General features: G+C 38.7%; 30 protein-coding genes. 9 read left to right on the top strand and 21 right to left on the bottom strand.

Going from position 1 to position 20,825, the window contains the following annotated elements; genetic code table 11:
* Positions 1-4: 4 nt before the first annotated feature.
* From F4694_RS02615 to F4694_RS02600, 4 genes are all read right to left on the bottom strand, one after another.
* Positions 5-424: a proline-rich domain-containing protein gene (locus F4694_RS02615; protein ID WP_179595336.1), complete on the bottom strand. Its 420-nt coding sequence runs from the start codon at positions 422-424 to the stop codon at positions 5-7.
* 126 nt (positions 425-550) lie between these two features.
* Positions 551-1,066: a superoxide dismutase family protein gene (locus F4694_RS02610; RefSeq protein ID WP_179595335.1), complete on the bottom strand. Its 516-nt coding sequence runs from the start codon at positions 1,064-1,066 to the stop codon at positions 551-553.
* 82 nt (positions 1,067-1,148) lie between these two features.
* The gene (locus tag F4694_RS02605) at positions 1,149-1,361 is read right to left on the bottom strand and encodes a hypothetical protein (protein WP_179595334.1); all 213 of its coding nucleotides are present in this window, start codon (positions 1,359-1,361) and stop codon (positions 1,149-1,151) included.
* 88 nt (positions 1,362-1,449) lie between these two features.
* Entirely contained in the window at positions 1,450-2,187 is a 738-nt protein-coding gene (locus F4694_RS02600) for a peptidylprolyl isomerase (protein WP_179595333.1), read from the bottom strand.
* A 105-nt stretch (positions 2,188-2,292) separates the two neighbouring features.
* On the opposite strand from F4694_RS02600, the gene F4694_RS02595 reads away from it, so the two are divergent.
* Positions 2,293-2,673: a kinase-associated lipoprotein B gene (locus F4694_RS02595; protein WP_179595332.1), complete on the top strand. Its 381-nt coding sequence runs from the start codon at positions 2,293-2,295 to the stop codon at positions 2,671-2,673.
* A 38-nt stretch (positions 2,674-2,711) separates the two neighbouring features.
* On the opposite strand, the gene kapD is transcribed toward F4694_RS02595, so the two are convergent.
* From kapD to F4694_RS02550, 9 genes are all read right to left on the bottom strand, one after another.
* Positions 2,712-3,332 carry a 3'-5' exonuclease KapD gene (gene kapD / locus F4694_RS02590; RefSeq protein ID WP_179595331.1) on the bottom strand — a complete coding sequence of 207 codons (621 nt, stop codon included), beginning with the start codon at positions 3,330-3,332 and terminating at the stop codon, positions 2,712-2,714.
* Between the two features lie 173 nt (positions 3,333-3,505).
* Positions 3,506-3,889 (bottom strand): hotdog fold thioesterase, encoded by a 384-nt coding sequence (locus F4694_RS02585; protein ID WP_179595330.1) that lies wholly within the window; start codon positions 3,887-3,889, stop codon positions 3,506-3,508.
* A gap of 116 nt (positions 3,890-4,005) precedes the next feature.
* The gene (locus tag F4694_RS02580; protein ID WP_179595329.1) at positions 4,006-4,215 is read right to left on the bottom strand and encodes a hypothetical protein; all 210 of its coding nucleotides are present in this window, start codon (positions 4,213-4,215) and stop codon (positions 4,006-4,008) included.
* 78 nt (positions 4,216-4,293) lie between these two features.
* Entirely contained in the window at positions 4,294-5,802 is a 1,509-nt protein-coding gene (locus tag F4694_RS02575) for a leucyl aminopeptidase (RefSeq protein ID WP_179595328.1), read from the bottom strand.
* 118 nt (positions 5,803-5,920) lie between these two features.
* Positions 5,921-6,538 carry a 3D domain-containing protein gene (locus F4694_RS02570; protein WP_179595327.1) on the bottom strand — a complete coding sequence of 206 codons (618 nt, stop codon included), beginning with the start codon at positions 6,536-6,538 and terminating at the stop codon, positions 5,921-5,923.
* Positions 6,539-6,672: 134 nt separating this feature from the next.
* The gene (locus F4694_RS02565; RefSeq protein ID WP_179595326.1) at positions 6,673-6,996 is read right to left on the bottom strand and encodes a YuiB family protein; all 324 of its coding nucleotides are present in this window, start codon (positions 6,994-6,996) and stop codon (positions 6,673-6,675) included.
* A gap of 152 nt (positions 6,997-7,148) precedes the next feature.
* The gene (locus tag F4694_RS02560) at positions 7,149-7,274 is read right to left on the bottom strand and encodes a YuiA family protein (RefSeq protein ID WP_179595325.1); all 126 of its coding nucleotides are present in this window, start codon (positions 7,272-7,274) and stop codon (positions 7,149-7,151) included.
* A 156-nt stretch (positions 7,275-7,430) separates the two neighbouring features.
* Positions 7,431-7,922, bottom strand: a complete 492-nt coding sequence (locus F4694_RS02555) for an NUDIX hydrolase (RefSeq protein ID WP_179595324.1) — start codon at positions 7,920-7,922, stop codon at positions 7,431-7,433.
* Positions 7,923-8,006: 84 nt separating this feature from the next.
* Positions 8,007-9,224: an NAD(P)/FAD-dependent oxidoreductase gene (locus tag F4694_RS02550; RefSeq protein ID WP_179595323.1), complete on the bottom strand. Its 1,218-nt coding sequence runs from the start codon at positions 9,222-9,224 to the stop codon at positions 8,007-8,009.
* Between the two features lie 346 nt (positions 9,225-9,570).
* Here F4694_RS02550 and F4694_RS02545 point away from each other — a divergent pair, with 346 nt between their 5' ends.
* Positions 9,571-10,569 (top strand): NAD(P)/FAD-dependent oxidoreductase, encoded by a 999-nt coding sequence (locus F4694_RS02545; RefSeq protein WP_179595322.1) that lies wholly within the window; start codon positions 9,571-9,573, stop codon positions 10,567-10,569.
* Positions 10,570-10,607: 38 nt separating this feature from the next.
* Here F4694_RS02545 and F4694_RS02540 read toward each other — a convergent pair whose 3' ends face one another.
* The gene (locus F4694_RS02540; protein WP_179595321.1) at positions 10,608-10,973 is read right to left on the bottom strand and encodes a HesB/IscA family protein; all 366 of its coding nucleotides are present in this window, start codon (positions 10,971-10,973) and stop codon (positions 10,608-10,610) included.
* A gap of 146 nt (positions 10,974-11,119) precedes the next feature.
* On the bottom strand, positions 11,120-11,359 hold the full coding sequence (locus tag F4694_RS02535; RefSeq protein WP_179595320.1) for a YuzB family protein: 240 nt from the start codon (positions 11,357-11,359) through the stop codon (positions 11,120-11,122).
* 210 nt (positions 11,360-11,569) lie between these two features.
* Here F4694_RS02535 and F4694_RS02530 point away from each other — a divergent pair, with 210 nt between their 5' ends.
* Positions 11,570-12,637 carry an NAD(P)/FAD-dependent oxidoreductase gene (locus F4694_RS02530; RefSeq protein WP_179595319.1) on the top strand — a complete coding sequence of 356 codons (1,068 nt, stop codon included), beginning with the start codon at positions 11,570-11,572 and terminating at the stop codon, positions 12,635-12,637.
* 38 nt (positions 12,638-12,675) lie between these two features.
* Here the strand turns inward: F4694_RS02530 and F4694_RS02525 are convergent, their stop codons facing one another.
* Positions 12,676-13,002: a YuzD family protein gene (locus tag F4694_RS02525; protein WP_179595318.1), complete on the bottom strand. Its 327-nt coding sequence runs from the start codon at positions 13,000-13,002 to the stop codon at positions 12,676-12,678.
* Positions 13,003-13,151: 149 nt separating this feature from the next.
* On the opposite strand from F4694_RS02525, the gene F4694_RS02520 reads away from it, so the two are divergent.
* Positions 13,152-13,394: a NifU family protein gene (locus F4694_RS02520; protein WP_034674824.1), complete on the top strand. Its 243-nt coding sequence runs from the start codon at positions 13,152-13,154 to the stop codon at positions 13,392-13,394.
* Between the two features lie 237 nt (positions 13,395-13,631).
* On the opposite strand, the gene yutH is transcribed toward F4694_RS02520, so the two are convergent.
* Entirely contained in the window at positions 13,632-14,642 is a 1,011-nt protein-coding gene (gene yutH, locus F4694_RS02515) for a spore coat putative kinase YutH (RefSeq protein ID WP_179595317.1), read from the bottom strand.
* Positions 14,643-14,850: 208 nt separating this feature from the next.
* Between yutH and F4694_RS02510 the strand changes: the two genes are divergently transcribed.
* A complete protein-coding gene (locus F4694_RS02510) occupies positions 14,851-15,351 on the top strand; it encodes a phosphatidylglycerophosphatase A family protein (protein ID WP_179595316.1) in 501 nt (166 codons plus the stop codon).
* A 38-nt stretch (positions 15,352-15,389) separates the two neighbouring features.
* Here the strand turns inward: F4694_RS02510 and F4694_RS02505 are convergent, their stop codons facing one another.
* Both F4694_RS02505 and F4694_RS02500 read right to left on the bottom strand, forming a co-directional pair.
* A complete protein-coding gene (locus tag F4694_RS02505) occupies positions 15,390-16,154 on the bottom strand; it encodes a TIGR01457 family HAD-type hydrolase (protein WP_179595315.1) in 765 nt (254 codons plus the stop codon).
* A gap of 66 nt (positions 16,155-16,220) precedes the next feature.
* The gene (locus F4694_RS02500) at positions 16,221-16,655 is read right to left on the bottom strand and encodes a DUF86 domain-containing protein (protein WP_179595314.1); all 435 of its coding nucleotides are present in this window, start codon (positions 16,653-16,655) and stop codon (positions 16,221-16,223) included.
* Positions 16,656-16,968: 313 nt separating this feature from the next.
* Here F4694_RS02500 and F4694_RS02495 point away from each other — a divergent pair, with 313 nt between their 5' ends.
* Together F4694_RS02495 and F4694_RS02490 are read left to right on the top strand one after the other, a co-directional pair.
* Positions 16,969-17,235: a DUF3055 domain-containing protein gene (locus tag F4694_RS02495; RefSeq protein WP_179595313.1), complete on the top strand. Its 267-nt coding sequence runs from the start codon at positions 16,969-16,971 to the stop codon at positions 17,233-17,235.
* Between the two features lie 46 nt (positions 17,236-17,281).
* Positions 17,282-17,566, top strand: coding sequence for a cytosolic protein (locus tag F4694_RS02490; protein WP_179595312.1), 285 nt, complete (start codon positions 17,282-17,284; stop codon positions 17,564-17,566).
* Between the two features lie 77 nt (positions 17,567-17,643).
* On the opposite strand, the gene F4694_RS02485 is transcribed toward F4694_RS02490, so the two are convergent.
* A complete protein-coding gene (locus F4694_RS02485; protein ID WP_179595311.1) occupies positions 17,644-17,919 on the bottom strand; it encodes a YutD family protein in 276 nt (91 codons plus the stop codon).
* A gap of 113 nt (positions 17,920-18,032) precedes the next feature.
* Between F4694_RS02485 and F4694_RS02480 the strand changes: the two genes are divergently transcribed.
* Positions 18,033-18,671 carry a YhcN/YlaJ family sporulation lipoprotein gene (locus tag F4694_RS02480; RefSeq protein ID WP_308806246.1) on the top strand — a complete coding sequence of 213 codons (639 nt, stop codon included), beginning with the start codon at positions 18,033-18,035 and terminating at the stop codon, positions 18,669-18,671.
* A gap of 78 nt (positions 18,672-18,749) precedes the next feature.
* Here F4694_RS02480 and lipA read toward each other — a convergent pair whose 3' ends face one another.
* Positions 18,750-19,667: a lipoyl synthase gene (gene lipA, locus F4694_RS02475; protein WP_179595310.1), complete on the bottom strand. Its 918-nt coding sequence runs from the start codon at positions 19,665-19,667 to the stop codon at positions 18,750-18,752.
* A 203-nt stretch (positions 19,668-19,870) separates the two neighbouring features.
* Here lipA and F4694_RS02470 point away from each other — a divergent pair, with 203 nt between their 5' ends.
* Entirely contained in the window at positions 19,871-20,821 is a 951-nt protein-coding gene (locus F4694_RS02470) for a M23 family metallopeptidase (protein WP_179595466.1), read from the top strand.
* Positions 20,822-20,825: the final 4 nt, after the last annotated feature.

The following is a 20,825-nucleotide window of genomic DNA, read 5'->3' as shown; positions in this document are numbered from 1 at the left end:
GGACTTATTTATTTCGCTTACCGTTTGGCTTGTTCATTTTTGAATTTCTATATTGTTGAAAACTGCCCATTTGTGGATAACCTTGTTGATAGCCTCCCATTTGCGGATAACCTTGCTGGTAGCCTCCCATTTGTGGATAGCCTTGCTGGTAGCCTCCCATTTGCGGATAACCTTGCTGGTAGCCTCCCATTTGCGGATAACCTTGCTGGTAGCCTCCCATTTGCGGATAGCCTTGATGATGGCCTCCCATTTGCGGATAGCTTTGATGATGGCCTCCCATTTGCGGATAGCCTTGCTGGTGGCCTCCCATTTGCGGATAGCCTTGCTGGTGGCCTCCCATTTGCGGATAGCCTTGCTGGTAGCCTCCCATTTGCGGATAACCGGATTGTCCAAAAAAGCCGCCTAGATTTTGTCTTTTTACCATTTATAATCGCCCCCTTACAGTCTACATGCTAGTGTATGTCCGACTGTTTGATAAGCTTAGATAAATGGCCTATTATTGGAGTTATTTTTTTAAAAAAATTAGCTGTCTTATGAGTAACGAATACAATTATTGTTCCTTAGAGATTTCACCACATGCAATCCCATCCCCAGAATCTCCTTCTGGCTGGGTCATTCCATCATCCTTCTCTTTATGTATCACAATGGTAGTTCCATCTTTTCTAATTAACGTCGCCCTGCCCTCTTTTAGAGTTACATTCGGAGCCATTAATTCGGCTTTTACTGTTCCGTCATCCTCAACAATTAAATTAGGAAGGTCGCCTGCATGCGCGCCCTCTGGGTGCAAAAGACCATGCTTTTTATCATCAGGATTTAAATCCTTTCCAGCTGATTTAAAGTCTGGTTTTTTACATTCACCCTTATCATGAATGTGAACGGCGTGCTCACCAGAAGGAAGTCCCTTTAAATCAAAGGTCAATTTGACTCCACTGGACACTTCTTGGACGTTAACTTTCCCGACAGAATCTCCCTTATCATTTATCATTTTCACATCAAGTTTTGTGATATCCTTTTCTAAACAACCCGTGAGTAGAATAAGTGGGATGATGATCCAAACTCGTTTCATAAATATCCCCCCTAAGATAGACATTTTTGTCATAGTTTTAACTTCGAGTGGAAAATTTATGTAAAAAAAAAGAAACAGCGGCTTAACGTTCACTGTTTCCTTGACTATGCTGAGACATTAATTTTTCTTCGAGTTCTTTCGCTTTCAAAGCTTCCCGTTTAGAGACCTTGATAATAAACCGCATGGTTAATAGGGCTCCAATCATAAAAATCAAAAATGTAATTGCTGCTGGGCCGTATTCCGATTTATCTTCTGGAAAGTATAGAAATAACGATAATACAAATGACTGGATCATCTTTTTCTCCCTTTCTTTAAAGGAATGTCACTAAATATTTATTATAGCAACAAAAAGTGTATCCCGCCATTATTTGAAATTTAGAGATTTACTTCAAGACCTTAATAGATTTTATTATTACATCTTCTTCAGGTTTATCCTTAGCGTCCACCGGAGTCTCAGAAATTTTATCAACAATATCCATTCCCTCCACTACTTGTCCGAAGACTGTATGGCGATGGTCCAGCCAAGGTGTGCCTCCTCTTTCTTCATAAGCTTCAATAATTTCTTTTGGAAATCCCGCTTTTTCCATTTCCGTTTTCATTGACGGATCTACTGATTTTTTCGTTACAATAAAAAATTGGCTCCCATTTGTATTAGATCCTGAATTAGCCATAGATAATGCCCCGCGTATATTAAAAAGATTAGTTGAGAACTCATCCTCGAACGGCGCGCCGTAAATACTTTCTCCACCTGTTCCGTCTCCATTCGGGTCGCCGCCCTGAATCATGAAGTCATTGATGACCCGGTGAAAAATTAGGCCATCATAATACCCTTCCTCACCATGTGTGACAAAATTCTCTACCGCTTTTGGAGCATATTCAGGGAACAATTTAATTTTAACGCTACCCATTGTCGTTTCTATTTCAACCAATTTTTCATTCTCTGAAACCTCATTTGAAAGTTGAGGATAAACTGCATTTTCCACTTGTTTGTTCCCTTCCTTTTCCTCTGTTTTTGAAGCATTACTCTTAGGAGCTGCTTCCTCTGTCTCTTTGCTTGTCCCACATCCGGCCAAGATAAGCATACCAATCAGTAACACTAACCAAATTTGCATTTTCTTCATAACTATCATCCCTCCATTTTATTAATTTAACCGATATTTTTGTTTTTTGCACTTCGTTTTTTATATAATAGGATAAAGGCTAGAGAAGATTGAGGAGTGGTTTTTTTGTCAGAATTGCAGATTGGTGAAATTGTTACCGGAATTTATAAAACTGGAAAATATATTGGGGAAATAACCGAAGTTCGTCCGCAGCATTATTTAGTCAGAGTTTTAGCTGTTATCAAACATCCTATGCAAGGAGATTTACATAATCCAAAAGAAGTGGATGTATTGATTTTCCATGAAAGAAAGGCTCTGTCATATAGGGAGCAAGCTAACATTCCAAAGCAAATGGTCAAGATTTTCACAGAGGAAGTACCTGACTATCAAGAGTCATTAAAACAAGCTGTTGAAAAAATGAAAAACGAGTTAACTGAAAAGGCATCGGACTGGGCAGAAATGAGTCTAAAAAGTATCGCGTCTTTAGAAAAAGATTATTTCAAATAAATAACATAAGGCCAAATCAGATTGAATGATTTGGCCTTTTATGCGAATTCATTTAATAGTTTTGAAAAATCAATGCGGTCCCCAATTGTAGTTGGTTTTGGCTTTTCTAAATAACGTTTATCCTTTTCAACAAGACGGAATATATTGTAAGTAGTCAACGCGTCATCAAGCGCTCTATGGTGCTTTCCTGTTCCCTCTTTACCATACTCCTGTACAGCTTTCCATAATCCTGTTTGGTTTTGGTCTCCAAAGAACCGTTTATACTCCATGGATAAATCTAATTCCGTTGCTTTAAATGGAAATGCCACGCCTGCTTCTAAACAATTATGCCTTAGTACCTTCATATCCATATTTCCCCAAGTGACAATGGTAGTTTCATACTGATTATTGAATTCTCCTAATTTCCGGACGAGTTCATAAAATGACATTCCCTGGTCAACCTGCTGCTGTGAAATATGTAAGAATGATTTACAGCGTTCAGATAGAATTGGGAATTTTTGTGGTGTTACATAGGACGAGAATTGCTCTGTAATTTGATCATCAACAACTGCCACGAGTCCAACCTCAATAATCTCGGCGAAAAAGTCCTTCATCCGGACATTTCGTTCAGGCATTGTAAATTCAAAATCAATAAAGATAGTTTGTCTCTTTTCCTTCATTTTTTCACCACCTTTTTCAGGTTTCTTACTACCATTATATAAAGAAACCTGTACAAAGTATTGTACTAATTCTCTATATTTCTTACATTATATCACGAAATCAACATAAATTTTTTAAATATTTTATCAATTGAACCAAAAAAAAGATGGAAAAAATCCCATCTCCTTTACCATCACTTTTTCAATTTAATAACTGCGATTGTACATCTTGAAATACAAATGAGTCGATCCTTTTCATCTGTAATTTTAATATCCCAAACCATTGTTGTTTTTCCTTGGTGCAGAATCGTTCCTACCGCTGTGACGGTTCCTTCGGTAATAGGTCGAACATGGTTGGCGTTAATTTCTAAACCGGCTGCTCCTTCTGTTTCTTTATCAACCAATTCAAAAGCACCAATACTCGCGACGGTTTCGGCTAGTGCCACGGAGGCACCACCATGCAATAAACCAAATGGCTGGCGTGTTCTTTCATCCACTGGCATAGTGGCAATAACTTTTCCTGGCTCTAAATGTGTTATTTCAATGCCTAATGTTTCAATTAATGTGTTTTTGATCATTCCTCTCTCCCTTTCATGCATTTTTTCTTTAAAATTTATATATTCTCTTTAACACTGGAATTTCCCTTTTATGTAAGTACAAAGAAAAAACAGCCGCGAAAGCTGTTTTTTTAATCTTAATAATAAGGTGTTCCATATCCAGGGTAACCATATACTGGAGGACCATAACCAGGATAACCATAATATGGTTGAGGATATCCATAGAATGGACGAGGATAAATTAAGGCACTTCCTAACAATCCGCCAACTAACCCACCTAAAAATGGCAGCCCAAAACCAATAAATCTTTGATCGTGTTTAGGATATGGACTTCGATGATAATACATTCAGCCAAACCTCCCCTTCGCAATACTTGCCTACACTATTTCATATGCGAATAGAGAGTGGATGGGTTGGGCAAATGGTTATTTTTCGATTGGTTCAAATCGTTCTACGAATAGGGCGAGTGTACGAGTCATTACACCCGTCGCTCCTGCAGGACCAAGCTCGTGTTCCTTAGATGTCGTAGCAGTCCCAGCGATATCCAAATGAACCCAAGGAGTCCCCTCGGTAAATTCCCCTATAAAGGCACCTGCTACAATGGCATGACCCTCACTACCAGGAGAATTATTTAAATCTGCTACTTTACTGTTTCTAACTCGTTCTTTATCCTTCTCAAACAACGGTAATTGCCACATCGGCTCGCCAGCTTCCATTGAGGCTTCTAGTACTTGTTCATACAATGTTTCGTGATTCGTCATCGCACCCGTTGTATGTAATCCAAGTGCCGTAATAACACCACCTGTTAAGGTAGCCACATCAACCAAATATTCCGCACCGTGGTGCTTCGCATAGGTGACAGCATCTGCTAACACAAGACGGCCTTCAGCGTCAGTATTTAACACCTCGATTGTCTTCCCGCTCATCGAGGTGATGACATCATCCGGCTTGAAGGCATTACCTGAAATCATATTATCCGTTGAAGGAATAACAGCGACAACGTTTTGTTCCGGTTTTAATTCTCCAATGATTTCCATGGCACCTAGAACGGCTGCGGCGCCTCCCATATCCGATTTCATACCGACAATGCCAGCTTTCGTTTTAATAGAATAGCCGCCTGTATCAAAGGTGATTCCTTTCCCAACCAGACCAATAACGTCCTGCCATTGTTCTTTCCCTTGGTACTTGAGAACAATCATTTTAGGAGGCTCTGTAGATCCCTGGTTAACAGCAAGAAAAGCCCCCATACCCAATTTCTCAATTTCCTCTTTATCAAGAATTTCAACTTCAAAGTCATATTTAGCAGCTAGCTCTCGGGCATATTCCGCCATGTCCTTCGCTGTAAGCAGATTGCCTGGAATATTTACGAGTGTACGAGCAGAGTTGGTGCCTTTTCCAAAAGCAAGACCTACTGTTAGCGAAGCAGAGATTTCTTCCTTATCCGCACTTTTACTATAGACTGTGATATTTTCGATTCTCTTTTCTGGCTCATTCGATTTTTGCTTGTAACCATGGAATTGGTAGGTGGCAAGAGAAAACGCTTCACTTACAGCATGTGCTGCTTCTTGTTCGTTTACTGATCCCGCTGTAAAGGAATCCAAAAGAACCCCACATTCTTGGAGCTTGCTAGCTTTTAACGCTTTAAACGCCTTCCCTAAAGCCTCACTCAGCCTCTCAAAGTTGAAGTCCTTTTCTTTTCCAAGACCCACAAACCAAATTCTTTTTGCTCCGATTTTTCCGAAGCTATGTACTTTGCTAATATTTTTAAACTTTGCTGAAATATCACCTGCTCTGACAAGCTCTCTTAATTGACCTTCAAATTGTTCATCCAACTTCTCTAAGGTACCCGTAAACTTTTCGGGTTTATCAAAAATCCCAATAAGCAATCCTTCGTGACTCTCTGTGAGGTCAAATTCACTTTTAACACCAAACATGGTATTTCCCACCTCCGTATAAATTACCTGTTCATTATATCGGAAAAATGAATATATTTCGACTTTCTAAGTATTTTATTACATTACTTCAATAAAAATAGCAGGCTATATGCCTGCACTATTTTCTCTCTGAACCAATATACTGCTGACGGAATACCTGCATGGATTTGTCTTCATTTAAGGCTTGTAACTCCGTTTCAGTAAGTTTTCCATTTCCCTGCTCTATAATATATACTTCGATTTCCTTTTTACCCCACTTGTTATATACGTCCTCAACAGTTTCATAATAAAGATCGACTTTATTTCCTTTGATAGCTCCACCTTTGTCTGCTACAACCCCTAACCCATATCCCGGAATGAATAGAATCGTTCCAATCGGAAAAACCGATAGGTCTGCGGCTACAGTTGAATATAAATCTCGTTTTACTTTGACTCCTGAATAGGTGATTCCATACTCAGGATGGTTTTCATTTTTACCTGTGGACTCATAACCTGCTGTATATCCTGTTGCGATTACTGTTTTTTTCGGATATTTCGACCAATCAAAGGCATCCTCTAGTGCTTTCGGCGACTCTGAGGTTGTGGCGTTGGAAGCTGCATGGGCTTCGAGTTCTACCATTTGTTTAATGAAAAGTTTAAGATCAATACCTGTGATAGATTGAATAGTCACTAGAATTGCCATCAGGAAAAGAACGGCCATCGCAAAACGCTTTGTCCAATTTTTCAATTTATTCATTTAAAATTTTCACTCCTCCCAAAATATTCATTTCCCAACCTGCAAGGAAATATTCAAAAAGAAGTAAAAACCTATACATTAAAAAAGCTTTTTACCTAAGGTACTCCGAAATCGGAGTAACCCAGGCAAAAAGCTTAAAACATTTGATATCCATTTTTTCGTAACATTTTGATTGTAACACCAGCAGCAAGCGCACCGGCTAACCCGCTAAGTAATATCAGGACATCTGCTGTTGCCAATGACCCAAATTTTTGACCAAGTTCTTGAAACGCTATTTTACTATTTGTTATATATTCGATAAATTTTACTTTATCAACGATAAATATAGCAATAATTGGATAGATAATTGCCATAATCCAGGACATTCTTAAAAGCATATTCAGTATAAAACCAATTCCAAAAAACAACACAAAGAATAATAAAATCGATATAATTAAAACAACAATACTCATCTGCATGGAAATACCTCCTTTACACATCCATTTATTAGTTTACTTAATGTCCAAATAGGAGTCAATCCTTACATATCAGAATATCGTTACCTAATACGAGGAAAAATATACAAAAAAAATAGCTTCCCGAAGTATCTCGTGGAAGCAGCTCTATAAAATTATTCCTGTTTCTTGCCAGAGCCCTCGCAGCAGGTACACGTTTCAGAACCCCCAAGCAGCAATTGAAAATATCCCGTACCTGAACAATAATCACAATTTTTAGTATCTAAACCAGTCGATTGCATTCTAATCAGCCCCTTAAATTATTATTTAAATTTTCTGATAATATATCAAGAATCTAACAGAAAGGAAAGGACGAAATTCAATCAAATTCAGATGAGAAAACGGATACATCATAAGTTTTCTTTCATTTCCTCAGTGTGACTTAAATTATCTAAAAATTAGAAAAATAATTTATAGGCACTATAGTTAAACTGATCACCAGGGTTTAGCCCATCATATCCAGGCTTGGTAAATGTGAGACTTTGTTTGATAAGATAATGCAGCATAATCGAAGCCTCTTTTTCCTGAAGGAGATCTTCAGGTGCAATAAACCTTGCCTCATACAGTTCATTTTCCTGATGTTGGATTTTCCCTTCATCTAATGGTTCGAGTAAAAAGACGAGCATATTATCACTAATTTCTTCTGAAATGACCCCTGTTCTTAGCCCAATCAATCCTTTAACAACGCAATCTATACCAGTTTCTTCCTTTACCTCCCTAACTACTGCTTCATCTGCCGTTTCACCTTCGTCTACAAATCCTGCAGGCAGTGACCATTTTCCCTTTAGACCACCATAACGCTTTTTAACAACCAGCCAATGTCCCTGAGAAGATTTAACTAACCCGCCCACTGCTAACCAAACCTTTCCTCGCTTCGCTTTATTACTCATTGTAAAGCCTCCTCACCCTGCCTATTTATGTTTTATAGTATCAAAAAAAGGACAGATTTCTCTGTCCTTTTTTCAAATTCCTATTTAGAAAACATTAAATTTACCCTTTTTTAATACAAGCCCTGCGCCGCCAATCATGTATAGCGAACGATTATCGACCACTTTTTTCATAAAGGACGCCTTAGCACCAGTTACTTTTTTTCCAAACACAACTCCAATGGCATCGTCATGACCAAGTGAACAAACGGTTCCTTTATTATCAAACGTAAAGGTTTCAAGGTCCTGCTTTCCTCTTACCAATGCAGCTATGTTACGAGCAACGACTTCACCCTGCTGCATAGCAATTTGTGCTGTAGGAGGATATGGGCGATTGATTTCTTCATTGATTACAAGTGAGCTGTCCCCAATAATGAACACATCATCAAATCCTGGTACACGTAGGTCAGGCTGAACTTTCACACGACCTCTCATTGCTTCAAAACCTGATTTCTCAATGATTGAATTCCCACGTACACCAGCAGCCCATACTACGGTTTCTGCCTTAATTTCACGTGGTTCTTCCTCACCTTTTGCTACGATGATCCCATCTGGAGTACATTCTTTAATTGCGGTCCCGATTAAGAATTCTACCCCTTTACGCTCTAATTGTGATACAGCGTAGTTAACTAGTTCAGGATCAAACCCTGGCAAAACAGTTGGTGCTGCTTCTACACAGAGAATTTTTACTTTGTGAGAATCTACATCATATTCGTGACATAGCTCAGGTATACGATTTGTTAATTCACCTAAGAATTCAATACCTGTAAAGCCTGCTCCGCCAACAACGATAACCAAACGATTGTCATTCTTTTCTTCTTCCATGTTATAAGTGGCAAATTGATACTCAATATGCTCACGTAATTGACGTGATGAATTTACATTGGTAATTCCAAAAGCATATTCCTTTAATCCCTTAATTCCAAAGGTTTCAGGTTCTCCACCAAGAGCAATAACGAGATAGTCATACTCAACTTCACCTTTTTCTAAAATTACCTTTTTCTCTTCTTTCTTGATTTCTACAACTGTATCCTGTACAAAATCAACCTTACTTCTATCAATAACATCACGTATATCATAACGTACACGGTCATGATGCAGTGTTCCTGCAGAAGCCTCATGCAGCCAAGTCGTTTCATAATGGTAATCATTTTTATTAATTAACACGATATCTGCTTCATTCACACCAACAAGCTTTTGCAACCTTACAGTTGTCATTAGCCCGCCATAACCCGCACCAACAATAACAATTTTTGGCTTTTTCAAAGTGATCACTTCCACCTTTTTTATTTAGAGTATTATACTTGTTCTTATCTTCCTCAGCTTGCTACTTTTTTATTTTCTTTAGAGGAAAAAAGTTTGTGATATAATTCACGTACAACGACACAAAAGTTTCCCTTTTTTGTCACAAAAAATTAACATCTATCCTCAATCCATATTATGCTAAAGTCTTCACATTATCAAGTGATTTATATAATTATTTTTATAAAAATAGTTTTAAATTTCCCTTGATTAACTACTCTGAATATTCCCCAAAAGTTGTGAGGATTTTATGTTTTTGTGATATTATAAGGAATGGAGTCTGTTACTACATAAGTAAGGGGGATACAGCGTGCAAGAAAATCAAAAAGTTTATGATATTACCATTATCGGGGGCGGTCCTACCGGTCTTTTTACAGCCTTTTACGGCGGAATGAGACAAGCTTCTGTAAAAATTATTGAAAGCCTGCCACAATTAGGTGGTCAATTATCGGCACTATACCCTGAAAAATATATTTACGATGTTGCAGGGTTCCCAAAAGTCCGTGCACAAGAACTAATTAATAACCTAAAAGAGCAAATGGCTAAGTTTGAACCAGCTGTTGCCTTAGAGCAATCGGTCGAGAAATTGGAAAAACAAGAGGACGGTACTTTCAAATTAACAACCAATTCGGAAATTCACTATTCAAAAACAGTTATTATAACAGCAGGTAATGGTGCATTTCAACCACGCCGTTTAGAGCTTGAGAGCGCAGCACAATATGAGAAGAAAAATCTTCACTACTTTATTGATGATTTAAACAAGTTTGCAGGTCAAAAGGTTGTCGTTTTCGGCGGCGGCGATTCAGCTGTGGACTGGGCATTAATGTTAGAACCTATCGCAAAAGAAGTAACGATTGTTCACCGAAGAGATAAATTCAGAGCACACGAGCATAGTGTTGAGAACTTGCATAACTCTAAGGTAATCGTTAAAACTCCTTTTGTACCAGTGGAGTTAATCGGAGATGACAGTGGTATAAAACAAGTGGTTCTTACTGGGGTTAATGGTGATGGCAGAGAAGCAATTGATGTTGATGCTGTTATTTGTAACTATGGCTTCGTTTCCTCACTAGGTCCAATAAAAGAGTGGGGCTTGGCAATCGAGAAGAATTCCATTGTCGTAAATTCTAAAATGGAAACAAATGTACCAGGAATCTATGCTGCTGGAGATATTTGTACCTATGAAGGGAAAGTAAAATTGATTGCCTGTGGATTTGGTGAAGCGCCAACAGCTGTTAACAACGCGAAAGCATTTATCGATCCAAAAGCAAAAATCCAGCCTCTTCACAGTTCATCTATGTTTGGCAAATAAAAGCAAAAGGCGCCATTTACGGCGCCTTTTCTTATTTATTAACATTCTTCTGGTGTACCTGTTGCTGTTGCTGTTCTAAACGATGAACCACAGCCACAAGACGCGATTGCATTAGGATTTTCAATCGTAAATCCGCCGCCCATCATGGATTGCTTATAATCAATTTTTGTACCATTTAATATAGGGGCATCCTCTTTGGCCACCAGAATTTGAATTCCATGCTGAGCAAAATGAAGATCGTCTTCCTTCACTTCATGGTCAAACCCCATTCCGTATGATAAACCACTACAGCCGCCACCCTTTACACTAACGCGTAATAGCGCGCCTTCTTCTTCATTATGTTTCATCATTTCTTGTATATGAAGAGCCGCAGCTTCCGTTAAAATTACAACATCATTACTCATTCATTACTTCCTCCTTTATTTGAGGTCTTTCTTATAGTATATACACTGTTTCAACATGACTCAACTAATACGTTTCTAATGAGTATTATATGATTAGAATAAAAAAAGGAAGCAATTTACGCTTCCCTTAGTTGTGCTGCAATATATTAAAACATTGGATTTTCATCTAAGTAGTGGTAAATATTTTCCACAAGTTCTTCAGGGGTTTTGCCTGTTACAACCTCACCATTTACAAGTGCAAAAAGGGTGGAAGCACATTTTCCGCAATACCCAAGACATCCATATTCAATGATATCAAGATTCGGGTCTTTTTCTAACCTTTCCAGGGCTTTTTGAGCACCACTGGCGAGATTACTCATACAAAATTCAATAATTGGCATAAACATGGGTATCACCTCTCCATAACATATTATCCTACTATCTTTTTTGCGTTACGTCAAATACCATGTTTTATGTCGAAATGTCAATAAAATTGTCATATGTGTTGTTATTTTGTCATAATTCAGCTATACTTTTAATGGATTTAAAGACTATATTACTATCATTTTTAACTTAAAATATCGACATGATTACTGGTTTACAAAGGGGAAATAAAAATGAAAAACCTTGTAATTCTCGGTGGCGGTTACGGCGGAATGAAGATATTGAGTGAACTTCTTCCAAACCATTTACCTGAGAATGTAAGAATTACACTTGTTGACCGCGTACCATACCATTGCTTAAAAACTGAATATTATGCCTTGGCGGCAGGAACTGTTTCGGACAAGGAGCTGCGCGTTTCTTTTCCTGAGCATCCTCAATTAGAAATTAAATATGGTGAAGTTACAGGAATAGAAAAAGATAATAAAAAGGTCTTGCTAAAAGACTCCGAGCCGATTTCCTATGATGACCTAATTATTGGTCTGGGTTGTGAAGATAAGTATCACGGCGTCCCAGGCGCTGAACAATACACCTACAGCATTCAAAGCATTGAAAAATCCCGTCGTACGTACTCAGTTCTAAACAATTTAGGACCTGGGTCAGTAGTTGGCATCGTAGGAGCAGGTCTTAGTGGCGTAGAGCTTGCCAGTGAATTAAGCGAAAGCCGCGGCGACCTAAAGATTAAACTATTTGATCGTGGCAAACACATTCTTCCGGCATTTCCAGATCGTTTAAGTAAATATGTTGAAAATTGGTTTCAAAAAAATAATGTTGAAATCATCAACAACTCAAATATCACCAAAGTTGAAGAGAATTTACTCTATAATCATGATGAACCCATCCACTGCGATGTGATTGTTTGGACCGCTGGTATCCAGGCTAATAGGGTTGTTCGTGAATTAGGGGAAGAAATGGACCGTTCAGGAAGGCTCATCATTACGCCACGTCATCATTTACCGAATGATGAGCACGTTTTTGTGTTAGGTGATTGTGCTAGTCTTCCACATGCCCCTAGTGCTCAATTAGCAGAGGGACAGGCGGAACAAATCGTCGAAGTGTTGAAAAAGCGCTGGAATGGCGAGGAGCCGCCAGCTGAATTCCCAACGATTAAGTTAAAAGGTGTTCTTGGTTCACTTGGTAAGAAACATGGTTTCGGGATGATGGCCGACAGAGCGATAACCGGTCGAGTGGCACGCCTCCTAAAATCAGGTGTTCTTTGGCTCTACAAGTATCATAATGGATAATGAAAAAAGGCATTCCAGTTTACATGCTGGAATGCTTTTTATATGGATTTATAGCCACATCTTTCCAACTCAGTAAATATTGTTTTTAAGCGCGGGTTTCCTTCGCCCACAATTTTATTTTTAATCACAACCACTGGATAAAACAGATCTTCTTCAATAACTCTCTTTGCAAAAGCTTCTTTTTCGCTTTCTTGAGGCGGTTGATAAATATCAACATAAGTCATCTTGAATGGTTGATTAGGAAACTTTCTTGAAATTGCCGCCTCAAGCCATTCAAATGTTTCCTTTGAGGAGGGTAAATTTACACAGCTTGGACATAATTGTTCTGCACCATAAAGGATAATTTCAACTGTAAAATTAATCATTCCATCAATCCTGCCTTTTTCTTTTATTTTACATCATTTAAACTATTAAACATAAAAATATGGTTGTAAATGTGCTAATTCCCATTTCATGAGAATGGATTTTTCCCTTCAATGACATTATAATATAAGGTAGGAAGGAGACGATAAATATGGCAGAACAAGTACAAGAAATGTTTGAGCAGGTTCAGGAAGTATTAGATAAATTACGTCCATTTCTTCTTCGTGATGGAGGAGATTGTGAGTTAGTTGATGTTGAGGATGGTATTGTTAAACTTCGTTTACTAGGTGCATGCGGCAGCTGCCCAAGCTCAACAATTACCCTAAAAGCCGGAATCGAAAGAGCACTTTTAGAAGAAGTTCCTGGCGTTGTCGAAGTAGAACAAGTATTTTAATAAAGATAAGAAGCGATTGCTGCAATGAGCAATCGCTTTTTTTATTACTAGACTGTGGTAAAGAAGCAAATTTTGATTTGCACCTCTGTTGATTGGCGCGGAAGGCACGAAGACTCCTGCGGGAGGACGGGGCAGTGGAGACCCCACAGGCGCTTAAGCGCCGAGGAGGCTCCACGGACCGCCCGCGGAAAGCGTAGTGCCTGGAGCGCCAATCAACAGACTAATTTAACAAAGCGATTACCTAATCAGCAGCCAGTCTAGTTGAGGGATATTCAAAGGTTTTAATGGGGCACCTACAGTATGATAAAAATGACCCAAAAAGCGTTCGTACTCTGTGGATTGTTTTAACATCTTACTTAACCGTTCTTCTAAAAGCTTCTTTTCCTGCTCAGACCGAGTGATATAATAATTCTCAATACATTCAAAGTAATGAAGCGGAAACAATAAACGTGAAAATAATAACCTCCATGAAAAAGAGGATAAAGGGGCAATACTTTGATAATCAACGAAAAACTGTCTAACATCAATCTCGTAGGTTTGTGTGTTTCGGAAGTATCGTTCTCTCGTCCATTCTGCTAAATCACGGCTCCGATGATCAAATACCCAATCAAATGGGTCCTTAATGTAATAATTAGCTCCCCAAGAAGCATTTGAAAAACGTTCATGACACACCGTTCCGCTATCCGATTCTTTTGGCTCATCGTCTAGTTCTGTGTCCACTAAGTATTGAATCGCATTTTCAGTTAAACCAATATAGTATGGAAACGAATCGATAAACATCCTTTCAAAATCATCCTCAGGTGTTTGGAACATTAGTTCGCTCCAAACCTTTTCAATTTGATCAAGACGCTTTTCCCATAATTGCTTCCATTGTCCAATTCTGCTTGATCTATCAATTTTGAATGGGACCGTTTTACCTCGCTCATGGAATTTAGCTAACTTTCTTCCTAGTTTCACTTTTGCGTGTTGTTCTGTTTGGCGATTTGCCAGGACACAATATTGGTGATCTTCCCAGGATGTAATAAATCCACCCTCTTTGGATTGTAGAAATGCTGGCACATGGGAATCCCCCGTATTCCTTAAATGTTCAGCAATTTTCTCTAGTTCATTAATATCCTCAGCGTCCCTTCCATCAGCCTTTGCAACCAAATAAAGCCAGCCATTTCCTCTAAGCGCGTCGTAGGAGTCTAGTTTTACATATTCATCGACTTGTATTCCATATTTATTTTCAAGTAATTTTTGTAGCACTCTTCCACCTCTTCTCTTTTCCACTCTTATGTCATATATATGTAGTAGCCCAAAAAACTTGTTGTCTTCTTGCGTAAAAAAGTATAAGAAAAACGTTATAGGAGAAATCTGTAAGAAGGGTGATGGTTCATTCGTTCCTTTTCAAAAAAACGAGCATATTGTAAAAATTAAGAATAGTAAAAAATTCCAAAGAAAAGGTGATAAATGGATGGCAGAAGATAAAAAAATGGATTTAACAGAAGAAACTGCAAGAAGATGGATCAAAGAAAGAGGCGTAGAAATTCAGGATATCGCTGATTTAGTCTATTTTTTGCAGGAAAAATACCACGAAAACTTAAAAATGGAAGACTGTATTGCAAATGTTGAACGCGTCATATCAAAACGTGAGGTCCAAAATGCCATCATAACGGGAATTCAACTTGATATGTTAGCTGAGAAAAACATGCTCGAAGAACCTATCCAATCTATTATTAAAACAGATGAAAGTCTTTACGGTGTTGATGAGATTCTTGCACTATCCATCGTGAATGTGTACGGATCTATTGGCTTTACAAATTATGGTTATATAGATAAGCAAAAGCCTGGAATATTAGCCCGTTTAAATGATAAATCAACCGGAGAATGCCACACATTTTTGGATGACATTGTGGGAGCCATTGCCGCTGCAGCCTCTAGTCGTCTTGCTCACCGAGCAGCTCATGTAGAATAAAGCATATTTAGAAAAGGATGGAGAGCTCCATCCTTTTCTTACGGCTCCCATTGGTCTAATGAATCAATGGTATATGTAGGTTTTTTGTCATAGCCTGCAAGTAATTCCTTCGTTGTGACACCCGTGTGCACTAATAGTGTATCAAGCCCTGCATTCATCCCCGCTAGAATATCGGTATCATAATAATCACCCACCATAAGTGTTTCTTCTTTAGGTGTGCCCAATACCTTTAATGCCTGCTCCATTATAATCGATTCCGGCTTTCCAATAAACGTCGGCTTAGTTTGTGTTGAAACAGAAATTACAGAGGTTAATGATCCATTTCCAGGGACTAAGCCTCTTTCCGTTGGTATCGCTATGTCTCCGTTTGTAGAGATAAACGAAGCACCATTGCGGACAGCAAGACAGGCTACGGCTAACTTTTCATAGCTAATCTCGCGGTCAATACCAATGACAACATATTCTGCATCCTCAGCGGCAAATAAGAATTTCTTTTCCTCCATAGCGATTCGAAGACCTTCCTCACCTATAACAAAAACGGACGCATCCTGCTTTTGGCTATAGATATAATTCGCTGTCGCTTGACTGGTTGTAAAAACAAGGGCCTCTTCGGCAGGAATATCAAAATCTCTGAGCTTTTGAGCAACCTGAGCGGGAGTGCGGGATGAATTATTGGTAACGAATAAATATGGAATCCCCTTTGCCCTTAATTTTTTGACAAAGTCTCCTGCTGCTTCGATCTTTTCGGAACCTTTATACATTGTTCCGTCGAGATCAATTAAATAACCTTTATACTTTTTCATGCTAATCACCCCTACATGTATCATATCCGATAATTAAAAAGGACCGCAAACGCGGTCAGTGATATATTATATAAATGCCGATACAGGACCGAGTTCATTCTCAAGATAGTCTCGGACGTTTTTTGGAAATAAAGCCACATCTTCAATAAGGCTAGAGAACTGATTAAGAAGTTCTGTATGGTCAATCTCCGTGTAGAGCTGGACGAGTACCTTACGATATTGGACAAGCGTTTTTAAGCTTGTACCTGTTTCCTTGGTAACAACCTTTTCATCAATTAATATTTCAATGATATCTTCATAACTGCCAGGGTCTCTCATAATAAACCCATCAATTATTGCATTACCTGCATCTAACACTGATTCAATTATAAGATGTGTAATCCGTTCTAATGCAGCTTTTTCTATCGGTGTGGACCAGTCTACCTGGCTAGAAAATAGGCTGATTTGTTTTTCTAGAAACACCAATGTGGTCTCCAACTTTCCGCGGTCTACAAAATACATTTCATCCACTTCCTTATTTGTTATCACTCATGTTGCAATTTCATCAAAAAACATTGCTTGACCGGCTTAAAAAATTACCCTGTGCTAAGTTGCATTACACTCTTAACTTTTTTCATGTAACGGCAATCCATTGATTCCATCCCTCTCAGAAACACATCCGACAATAATAAGTATATTGTAACACAATTTGCCAAAAACCGTTTTTGTTTGAGTTAATTTTTAGCAATATTCTATTATCGCCAAATATTCCCCCATTTCCTGATTATTTGGTAATATAAAGAGGTTGAATAAACTAACTAAAGGAGAACTTTACATGGCAGAACGTTATTTTTTATATGATGATACAGAAGATACAAAGACACGATTTGTAAGCTTTGTTGGTGACAACCAGCGATTTGATTTGGCGATTGTTAAAACGGATCGTCATTATGGAAAGCATCTTGTACTTGATTTACAAGGGAGTCGCTTTGCAATTATTGGTGAGGATGACTTGAATGAGGAAGGCTATTTAGAATACGCTTTCCAGTTAAATGAAGAGGATGCCGAAGAATTACGTTCCTTTTTATTAGAACTACTATAATTTTTTATCACTCCTTACAACATAATAAAACAAAAGGAGTGATAGTATGGCGGAAAAAGAATCTAGAAGCTATTTTGACCTTTCGAATGTTGAGAAACAAAAGAACTTTCTGACCGCAGAGGAATTTCCCGATGGTCCTTTTGGATCTCCCATTCGTAATGATGAGCCTGTTCAAAATAAAAGCACCCCTTGGCAAGAAGGTCAGCGATATTATAGCAACTTTAATTACGAAAATAAAACCTTTCATCAGGATATCCCTCGTCAAATGGAAGGGGCACACCCGACACATGACGACCCCGATAAAGAGGAACAACCACCTTATACGCACTAAAGCCTCAGCACGTTAACCCGCACTGAGGCTTGGAGATACCACATTAAAGGCTTGCCGTTTTGGCCAGCCTTTTTTTATTACTTTTTGACTTTTTTCAAAACAAAATAGGCACAGCCAAAATTACAGTATTCATACAAATATTCACTTAATGTACTGATTTTGGTGTCAAATGTTGCTTTTTGATTCTGATCCTCAAAAAAGCCTTTCAGCCGGAGCTGTCCATATCCCCAATCCCCAACAATATAATCATATCTGGATAATATATCACTGTATCTTGCCTTTAGAGCCTCCTCATTAAAGGCATCTCTATGTTCCTGCACGATTTCATACGTGGCACCGTTTAAACTGATCATGTTATCACCTCAAATTTACCAGTAAATCTTTCTTTCATTATAACCGATTCACCATCAATTACTAAGAAAAAAAATGAGTTATTTGGCTATTCTATAAAAAGGAGGTGCTTAAAGTGAAAAAATGGTCGATAATGATTGTTTTTTGTTTATTCCTAACAGCAGCAGGATGCTCAAGGGATATGGCCAATCGTGATGTGTATAAAGAAAGCGGAGATACCATAAATGTCAATAACAAACGTGAAGAGCTTTATAATGAAGGCGGCGGTCAGGGTGCTCGCAATGTGAGCGATGATTATGGCTTTGTCCGTCATCAAAGAAGCCCGATCCAGGGGGACAGGGGCGGAACTGCACACTACGCAGCTATAGATCGTGAACAAGTCGCTAATATTATTAGTCAGTTAAGTACTGACATACCGAATGTAGATGATGTTGCCACTCTTGTAACCGATCAAGAAGTTCTCGTTTCATACGATACAGATTCTAAAGACCGTAATCAGACAGCCGACCAAGTAAAGAGAACGGCTATGTCTGTTGTCCCTAGGTACTATCATGTTTATGTATCAGACAATACAAAATTAATGCGTGATGTGGAAAATCTGGCAAATTTAGATTCAACTAGTCACAATGCCAGAAATTTAGTGAATGGTTTAATTACCCAAATGAAGAAGTCACCACAAGGCAATCGTATGAGCGATAGTGAAGACGAAAACGGTGCTACCGCTGATGATACTATGAATACAAACAATCGCTAACAAAAAGAGTTCAGCCCAAGTGGACTGAACTCTTTTTATTGTCTAGCTGCAGCACATAGGGGCTGCAGCTTTTTCATTCTACGCTTCTTTTGCTTCTGCTTCGCCAAGCAATTGTTTGTGTTTTGCAGCAGCATTTACTTGTTCATCTGCATGGTAGGATGAACGGACCAATGGACCCGCTTCACAATGACTAAAGCCTTTTGTGAGGGCTATTTCACGTAATTCAGCGAATTCCTCCGGGCGGTAATATTTTTCAACCTTTAGATGGCTTTTAGATGGCTGTAAATATTGTCCTATCGTCATGATATCGACATTATTCGCTCTTAAGTCATCCATTACTTCAATAATTTCTTCTTTTGTTTCGCCAAGTCCAACCATTAAACTTGATTTTGTTGGTATCGCAGGCTGCATTACTTTCGCTCTTCGTAAAAATTCTAATGAACGTTCATATTTTGCACGCGCTCTTACTCTTGGCGTTAGTCGTCTTACGGTTTCGATATTATGATTTAAGATGTCGGGTTTTGCATCCATTAACAAAGCTAAATTTTCTTCTTTACCACCCATATCTGAAGGAAGAACTTCAATACTTGTAAAAGGATTTTTTCTTCTAATCGCCCTAACGGTTTCTGCAAAAACAGCTGCCCCGCCATCTTTTAAATCATCCCGGGCTACCGCAGTAACGACGACATGTTTTAAGTTCATTAATTGAACTGAATCTGCCACTCGTTCTGGTTCTGCCAAATCTAATTCTGTTGGCAGTCCTGTTTTCACTGCACAAAAACGACAGGCACGTGTACATGTATCACCGAGGATCATGAAGGTAGCTGTTCTTCTCTCAGCCCAACATTCGTGAATATTAGGGCAGCGCGCTTCTTCACATACCGTATGTAGATTTTTTTCACGCATCATTTGTTTTAAGCCTGTATAATGTTCATTCGTATTTAATTTTATTTTCAACCATTCTGGTTTTCTTAAGTATTCACTATTTCTGCTCACTTTTTCCACCCCTATAAATGAGTTTGCACCTTGTCACTTTACCATACTTTTTGTCACAACAACAAGCAGACCAACTTCGAAAAACTTTTTCCAATTATTGTCCATAATGAAATCTCCTAGAATTCATAAACTAAAAGCGTACAATAATCGGAAGGAGGATTCCTGTGCGGGCATTTCTGATAATTGGAACAATCCTCTTATTTATGAGCTTTTCTCTCAGGGATGCTCATGCTAAAGGTCCTGATGAATATCAGGAAAGAATGAAGCTATACAAAAAGGTTGAAACCGTTACACTTATTCCTTGGTATTACTTAGCCGCCGTGGACCAGTATGAAAGGACTATTCGGCAGGTTCGCAAAGATTTGCCTAAGGCGGAAAGTGTAATTGGCATTTATTTTACTCCTGAGAAATGGGCTGGACCAACTAATCCTAATCCCCAAGAAGAAAACCCAGCAATTATCCAATTTTTCAATGGTATGGGCGTCGATGGGGATGGAGATGGAAAAGCCAGTTTAAAGAGCGATGAAGATGTTTTATATACTTTCGCCAATTATCTTCTCTCATATGGAGTAGACGACGATAACATTAAAATTGGGTTATGGAATTATTATCACCGCGACAAAACTGTTGGCATTATAGCCGGAAAGGCGAAGATTTACCGCCATTTTGGCCGGATAGATTTAGATACCCATGTATTCCCACTGCCATTACGCAGCAATCATAGTTATCGCAGTACGTGGGGCGATGCAAGGGGCTGGGGCGGCAGAAGAATGCATGAGGGTACCGATATTTTTGCAGGTTACGGTGTTCCAGTTCGTGCTACAAACTATGGCATAGTGGAAATGAAGGGCTGGAATAAGTTCGGCGGCTGGAGAGTTGGAATTCGTGATATTAATAATACGTATCATTATTTTGCTCATCTTAGCGGTTTTGCTAAAGATTTAAAAGTAGGTCAAATTGTTCAACCCGGGACCTTAATTGGCGGTGTCGGCAGTTCAGGGTATGGACCTCCGGGGACATCGGGAAAATTTCCGCCGCACTTGCACTATGGTATGTATAAAGATAATGGTTACACTGAATGGTCCTTTGACCCAACCCCACATTTACGACTGTGGAAACAGCAAGAAAGACAGGCATTAAAATCGAAAAAATAGGACT

The organism is Neobacillus driksii (genome assembly GCF_013409995.1).
Taxonomy (GTDB): Bacteria; Bacillota; Bacilli; order Bacillales; family Cytobacillaceae; genus Neobacillus; species Neobacillus driksii.
Note: the sequence above shows the minus strand (reverse complement) of the source record. Positions and strands in the feature narration are given on the sequence as shown.

What these genes read in the sequence shown, in the direction of transcription:
- F4694_RS02615 (WP_179595336.1), bottom strand. Translation starts at nt 424, where the DNA reads ATGGTAAAAAGACAAAATCTAGGCGGCTTTTTTGGACAATCCGGTTAT.
- F4694_RS02610 (WP_179595335.1), bottom strand. Translation starts at nt 1,066, where the DNA reads ATGAAACGAGTTTGGATCATCATCCCACTTATTCTACTCACGGGTTGT.
- F4694_RS02605 (WP_179595334.1), bottom strand. Translation starts at nt 1,361, where the DNA reads ATGATCCAGTCATTTGTATTATCGTTATTTCTATACTTTCCAGAAGAT.
- F4694_RS02600 (WP_179595333.1), bottom strand. Translation starts at nt 2,187, where the DNA reads ATGAAGAAAATGCAAATTTGGTTAGTGTTACTGATTGGTATGCTTATC.
- kapD (WP_179595331.1), bottom strand. Translation starts at nt 3,332, where the DNA reads ATGAAGGAAAAGAGACAAACTATCTTTATTGATTTTGAATTTACAATG.
- F4694_RS02585 (WP_179595330.1), bottom strand. Translation starts at nt 3,889, where the DNA reads ATGATCAAAAACACATTAATTGAAACATTAGGCATTGAAATAACACAT.
- F4694_RS02580 (WP_179595329.1), bottom strand. Translation starts at nt 4,215, where the DNA reads ATGTATTATCATCGAAGTCCATATCCTAAACACGATCAAAGATTTATT.
- F4694_RS02575 (WP_179595328.1), bottom strand. Translation starts at nt 5,802, where the DNA reads ATGTTTGGTGTTAAAAGTGAATTTGACCTCACAGAGAGTCACGAAGGA.
- F4694_RS02570 (WP_179595327.1), bottom strand. Translation starts at nt 6,538, where the DNA reads ATGAATAAATTGAAAAATTGGACAAAGCGTTTTGCGATGGCCGTTCTT.
- F4694_RS02565 (WP_179595326.1), bottom strand. Translation starts at nt 6,996, where the DNA reads ATGCAGATGAGTATTGTTGTTTTAATTATATCGATTTTATTATTCTTT.
- F4694_RS02560 (WP_179595325.1), bottom strand. Translation starts at nt 7,274, where the DNA reads ATGCAATCGACTGGTTTAGATACTAAAAATTGTGATTATTGTTCAGGT.
- F4694_RS02555 (WP_179595324.1), bottom strand. Translation starts at nt 7,922, where the DNA reads ATGAGTAATAAAGCGAAGCGAGGAAAGGTTTGGTTAGCAGTGGGCGGG.
- F4694_RS02540 (WP_179595321.1), bottom strand. Translation starts at nt 10,973, where the DNA reads ATGAGTAATGATGTTGTAATTTTAACGGAAGCTGCGGCTCTTCATATA.
- F4694_RS02535 (WP_179595320.1), bottom strand. Translation starts at nt 11,359, where the DNA reads ATGTTTATGCCAATTATTGAATTTTGTATGAGTAATCTCGCCAGTGGT.
- F4694_RS02530 (WP_179595319.1), top strand. Translation starts at nt 11,570, where the DNA reads ATGAAAAACCTTGTAATTCTCGGTGGCGGTTACGGCGGAATGAAGATA.
- F4694_RS02525 (WP_179595318.1), bottom strand. Translation starts at nt 13,002, where the DNA reads ATGATTAATTTTACAGTTGAAATTATCCTTTATGGTGCAGAACAATTA.
- F4694_RS02520 (WP_034674824.1), top strand. Translation starts at nt 13,152, where the DNA reads ATGGCAGAACAAGTACAAGAAATGTTTGAGCAGGTTCAGGAAGTATTA.
- F4694_RS02510 (WP_179595316.1), top strand. Translation starts at nt 14,851, where the DNA reads ATGGCAGAAGATAAAAAAATGGATTTAACAGAAGAAACTGCAAGAAGA.
- F4694_RS02505 (WP_179595315.1), bottom strand. Translation starts at nt 16,154, where the DNA reads ATGAAAAAGTATAAAGGTTATTTAATTGATCTCGACGGAACAATGTAT.
- F4694_RS02500 (WP_179595314.1), bottom strand. Translation starts at nt 16,655, where the DNA reads ATGTATTTTGTAGACCGCGGAAAGTTGGAGACCACATTGGTGTTTCTA.
- F4694_RS02495 (WP_179595313.1), top strand. Translation starts at nt 16,969, where the DNA reads ATGGCAGAACGTTATTTTTTATATGATGATACAGAAGATACAAAGACA.
- F4694_RS02490 (WP_179595312.1), top strand. Translation starts at nt 17,282, where the DNA reads ATGGCGGAAAAAGAATCTAGAAGCTATTTTGACCTTTCGAATGTTGAG.
- F4694_RS02485 (WP_179595311.1), bottom strand. Translation starts at nt 17,919, where the DNA reads ATGATCAGTTTAAACGGTGCCACGTATGAAATCGTGCAGGAACATAGA.
- F4694_RS02470 (WP_179595466.1), top strand. Translation starts at nt 19,871, where the DNA reads ATGAGCTTTTCTCTCAGGGATGCTCATGCTAAAGGTCCTGATGAATAT.